Genomic DNA, 3,752 nt, shown 5'->3' on the forward strand with positions numbered 1-3,752 from the left:
CCTTCGTGTTCTCGCCGTAGCCCCGCCGTCCCGATGCCGATGGCGACCGCGATGAGGTTCTTCAGCACACCGCCGAACTCGGTACCGATCACGTCGGTGTTGGTGAACGACCGGAAGTACGGGTTCGTGGCGACGGTCGCGACCGCGGTGGCGGTGTCGAGCGACGTCGACGAGACGACGGCCGCGGTCGGCTGCCGCCGTGCGATCTCGAGCGCGAGGTTCGGTCCGCTGGCCACCGCGATGCGCTCGCGGTCGATCCCGAGGCCCTCGTGCAGGACCTCGCTCATCCGGAGGCCCGTCGCCTTCTCGACGCCCTTCATGAGGCTGACGACCGGGACGTCCTCGGGCAGGAGGGAGGCGATCGCGGCGAGGTTCGAGCGGAGCGACTGCGACGGCACCGACACGTACACCTGCTGTGCGCCGTCGAGCACGGCGGACAGCGACGTCGACGCGGTGAGCGTCCGCGGCAGGTTGATGCCCGGCAGGTACTCGGAGTTCCGCTTCGTCTCGGTGATCTCGCGCGCCACCTCGGGTCGGCGTGCCCACACGACGGTGTCCGCCCCGCCCTCGGCGAGCACCTTCGCGAACGTGGTCCCCCAGCTGCCGGCGCCGATCACGGCCACCCGTGGCTTGTCGGTCGTCTGCATGACGACGCGGATCGCGGCGGTGTCGACGGCACCGGGAGCGGCGACGACGGGGTCCGGGTGGTCCTCGTGCGGGCGGAGGCCCGTTCCGTGGTCACTCAAACTTGCCGGTCTCCTTCTGGTTGTTCGCGGCCGGGTCCCAGCGCGTGGCCGGGGCCGTCTCGCCGCGGAGTTCCTCGAGCAGCTCGGTGATGCGCTGCATGACGATGCCGGTCGCCTCGACGAGCATCTGCTGGTCGATGGGCCGTCCGCGGTAGGCGGACAGGTCGACGGGGTCGCCGACGATGACGTCGACGCGGGTCGGCGGGAAGAGCTTCAGCTTCTTGCCGTAGCGCGCCATGATGCCCTGCGTGCCCCAATGGGCCATCGGGATGAGCGGCACGTCGTTCTCGAGCGCGATCCGGACGGCACCGGTCTTGCCGCGCATCGGCCAGAGGTCCGGATCGCGGGTCAGGGTGCCCTCGGGGTAGACGATGATCGCGCCACCCTGCTCGATGACGGACCTGCCGCCGCCGAGCGGGTCGCTGAGGCGCGTGCGACCGGAACGTTCGACGGGGATCTGCCCCATGCCGGCCATGAGCTTGCCGAACACGGGGACGTTGAACAGCGACGCCTTCGCGAGGAACCGCGGCGCCCGGCGGGACAGCCAGACGGCGGTCCCCACCACGAGCGGGTCGATGTTCGTGAAGTGGTTCGGCGCTAGGACGAACGCGCCGCCCTCGGGCAGACGCTTCGGCCCGTGCCAGTGGTACCGCGCGGAGAACCGGAAGACCGGGATCACGACGGACGCGGTGATGCGGAACGCGGTGTTCAGCTCACCGCGGCGCCAGCGCCGCCCGGGGTTGGGCAGACCGGTCGAGACCTGCGAGGCGGACGCGCGCCGCGCCTCCAGGCCGTCACCTGAAGCAGCCACGACGCTCAGCCGGCGAAGTCGAAGTCGGCGCCGAGCTTGCGGAGCTTCGGGATGAAGTGCTCGTAGCCCCGGCTGATGATGCCGACGTTGGAGATCCGCGACTCGCCCTCGGCGGTCAGCGCCGCGATGAGGTGGCTGAAGCCGCCGCGGAGGTCGGGGACGCGGACGTCCGCAGCGTGCAGCGTCGTCGGCCCGGTGATGACCGCGGCCTGCTCGAACGGCCGACGCGCGACGCGGCGGTCGTGTCCGGGCAGCCCTTCCTTGTGCACGACGATGTCGGCGCCCATCTCGTTGAGGGCGTCGGTGAAGCCGAAACGGTTCTCGTACACGGTCTCGTGGACGATGCTCTGCCCGTCGGCCTGGGTGAGCGCCACGATGAGCGGCTGCTGCCAGTCGGTCATGAAGCCGGGGTGCACGTCCGTCTCGACGACCACGGGGCGCAGGGTCTCGCGCTCGCGGTAGAAGCGGATGCCGTCCTCCTGGACGTCGAACCCGCCGCCGACCTTGCGGAAGACGTTGAGGAACGTCATCAGCTCCTGCTGCTTCGCGCCCTCGACGAAGATGTCACCGTCGGTCGCGAGCGCCGCCGAGGCCCAGCTGGCGGCCTCGTTGCGGTCGTTGATCGCGCGGTGGGTGTAGCCGCGGAGCGACTCGACGCCCTCGATGAAGATGGTGCGGTTCGGCTCGACCGTGACGATCGCGCCCATCTTCTGCAGGATCGCGATGAGGTCCATGATCTCGGGCTCGATCGCGGCGTTCCGGAGCTCGGTGACCCCGGTGGCGAGCACGGACGAGAGCAGGACCTGCTCGGTGGCGCCGACGCTCGGGTAGGGCAGCTCGATCTCCGCGCCCCGCAGGCCGTTCGGCGCGGTGAGGTGGATGCCGCTGACCTGCTTGTCCACGACCGCGCCCATCGCGCGCAGGGCGTCGAGGTGGAAGTCGATCGGGCGGTCGCCGATGCGGCAGCCGCCGAGATCGGGGATGAACGCCTCACCGAGCTTGTGCAGCAGCGGACCGCAGAACAGGATCGGGATGCGGCTCGACCCGGCGTGCGCGTCGATCTCGGCGAAGTGCGCCGACTCGACGTTCGACGGGTCGAGGATGAGCTCACCTCGTGCAGGGTCCGTGATGCGCACCCCGTGGACCTCGAGCAGGCCGCGGACGACCTGGACGTCGGAGATGTCCGGCACGTCCTTGAGGATCGAGGGGGTGTCGCCCAGCAGCGCTGCGACCATGGCCTTGGTCGCGAGGTTCTTGGCTCCGCGGACCTCGATGCGTCCCACGAGCGGCTTGCCGCCCCGGATGACGATCTCGTCCGACTTGAGACCAACGCGAGCCCCTGCGGCCGCTGCGTCCTGTACGAGAGAGTTCACTACTTCACCGGCAATGTCTTCGGCCGCCAACTGGAGCGGCGGGATTCGAACTCCGTGATCGAGGACTCGTCACGGAGGGTGAGCCCGATGTCGTCGAGCCCTTCCATCAACCGCCAACGAGTGTAAGCGTCGATCTCGAAGGGCACGTCCACATCGCCCAGCGACACGCGCTGCGCCACGAGGTCGACCGTGGCCGACGCCCCCGGGTTCCGCTCGATCTCGGCCCAGAGCGCCTCGACTTCCGATTCGGTCACGATCGCCGTGACGAGTCCCTGCTTGCCCGCGTTCCCCTTGAAGATGTCCGCGAACCGAGAGGACACGACGACGCGGAAGCCGAAGTCGCGGAGTGCCCAGACGGCGTGCTCGCGCGACGAGCCGGTGCCGAAGTCCGGACCGGCGACCAGCACCGCGGCACCCTGGTACTCGGGCTGGTTCAGCACGAACTCCGGGTCCTGGCGCCACCCGGCGAACAGGGCGTCCTCGAAGCCGGTCTTCGTGACGCGCTTGAGGTAGACCGCGGGGATGATCTGGTCGGTGTCGACGTTGGAGCGCTTCAGCGGCGCGGCGACGCCGGTGACGGTGGTGATCTTGTCCATCAGAACTTCCCCTCGGTTGCGGTGGCGGACGTCGCCGCGGCGATCTCGTCGTCGGTCGCCAGGTCCCACGGGCTCGACAGCGTGCCGCGGACCGCGGTGGCAGCGGCGACGAGCGGCGACACCAGGTGGGTGCGCCCGCCCTTGCCCTGCCGGCCCTCGAAGTTGCGGTTCGAGGTGGAGGCGCAGCGCTCCCCCGGCGCGAGCTGGTCGGGGTTCATGCCGAGGC

4 protein-coding genes and 1 pseudogene are annotated in these 3,752 nt (G+C 70.0%); all 5 read right to left on the minus strand.

Translation table 11 applies throughout. The features are described 5' to 3' along the window. Positions 1-647: pseudogene (locus I59_RS20240) on the minus strand (NAD(P)H-dependent glycerol-3-phosphate dehydrogenase); the annotation flags it as partial. A gap of 91 nt (positions 648-738) precedes the next feature. Beyond that, positions 739-1,557, minus strand: coding sequence for a 1-acyl-sn-glycerol-3-phosphate acyltransferase (locus I59_RS15915; RefSeq protein WP_022904720.1), 819 nt, complete (start codon positions 1,555-1,557; stop codon positions 739-741). 5 nt (positions 1,558-1,562) lie between these two features. Beyond that, a complete protein-coding gene (gene murA, locus I59_RS15920; RefSeq protein ID WP_022904721.1) occupies positions 1,563-2,930 on the minus strand; it encodes a UDP-N-acetylglucosamine 1-carboxyvinyltransferase in 1,368 nt (455 codons plus the stop codon). Next, positions 2,930-3,526, minus strand: a complete 597-nt coding sequence (leuD, locus tag I59_RS15925) for a 3-isopropylmalate dehydratase small subunit (RefSeq protein WP_022904722.1) — start codon at positions 3,524-3,526, stop codon at positions 2,930-2,932. Before leuD ends, murA begins: the two co-directional genes overlap by 1 nt. Beyond that, the coding region (locus I59_RS15930) for an aconitase family protein (protein WP_261976595.1) at positions 3,526-3,752 on the minus strand (227 nt) is incomplete at its 5' end. The genes I59_RS15930 and leuD, both read right to left, overlap by 1 nt.

The organism is Curtobacterium sp. B8, assembly GCF_000333315.1.
GTDB classification, from domain to species: Bacteria; Actinomycetota; Actinomycetes; order Actinomycetales; family Microbacteriaceae; genus Curtobacterium; species Curtobacterium luteum.

Bases quoted from the DNA above. Each gene is read 5' to 3' on its own strand.
- leuD (WP_022904722.1), bottom strand. From the start codon at position 3,526: ATGGACAAGATCACCACCGTCACCGGCGTCGCCGCGCCGCTGAAGCGC.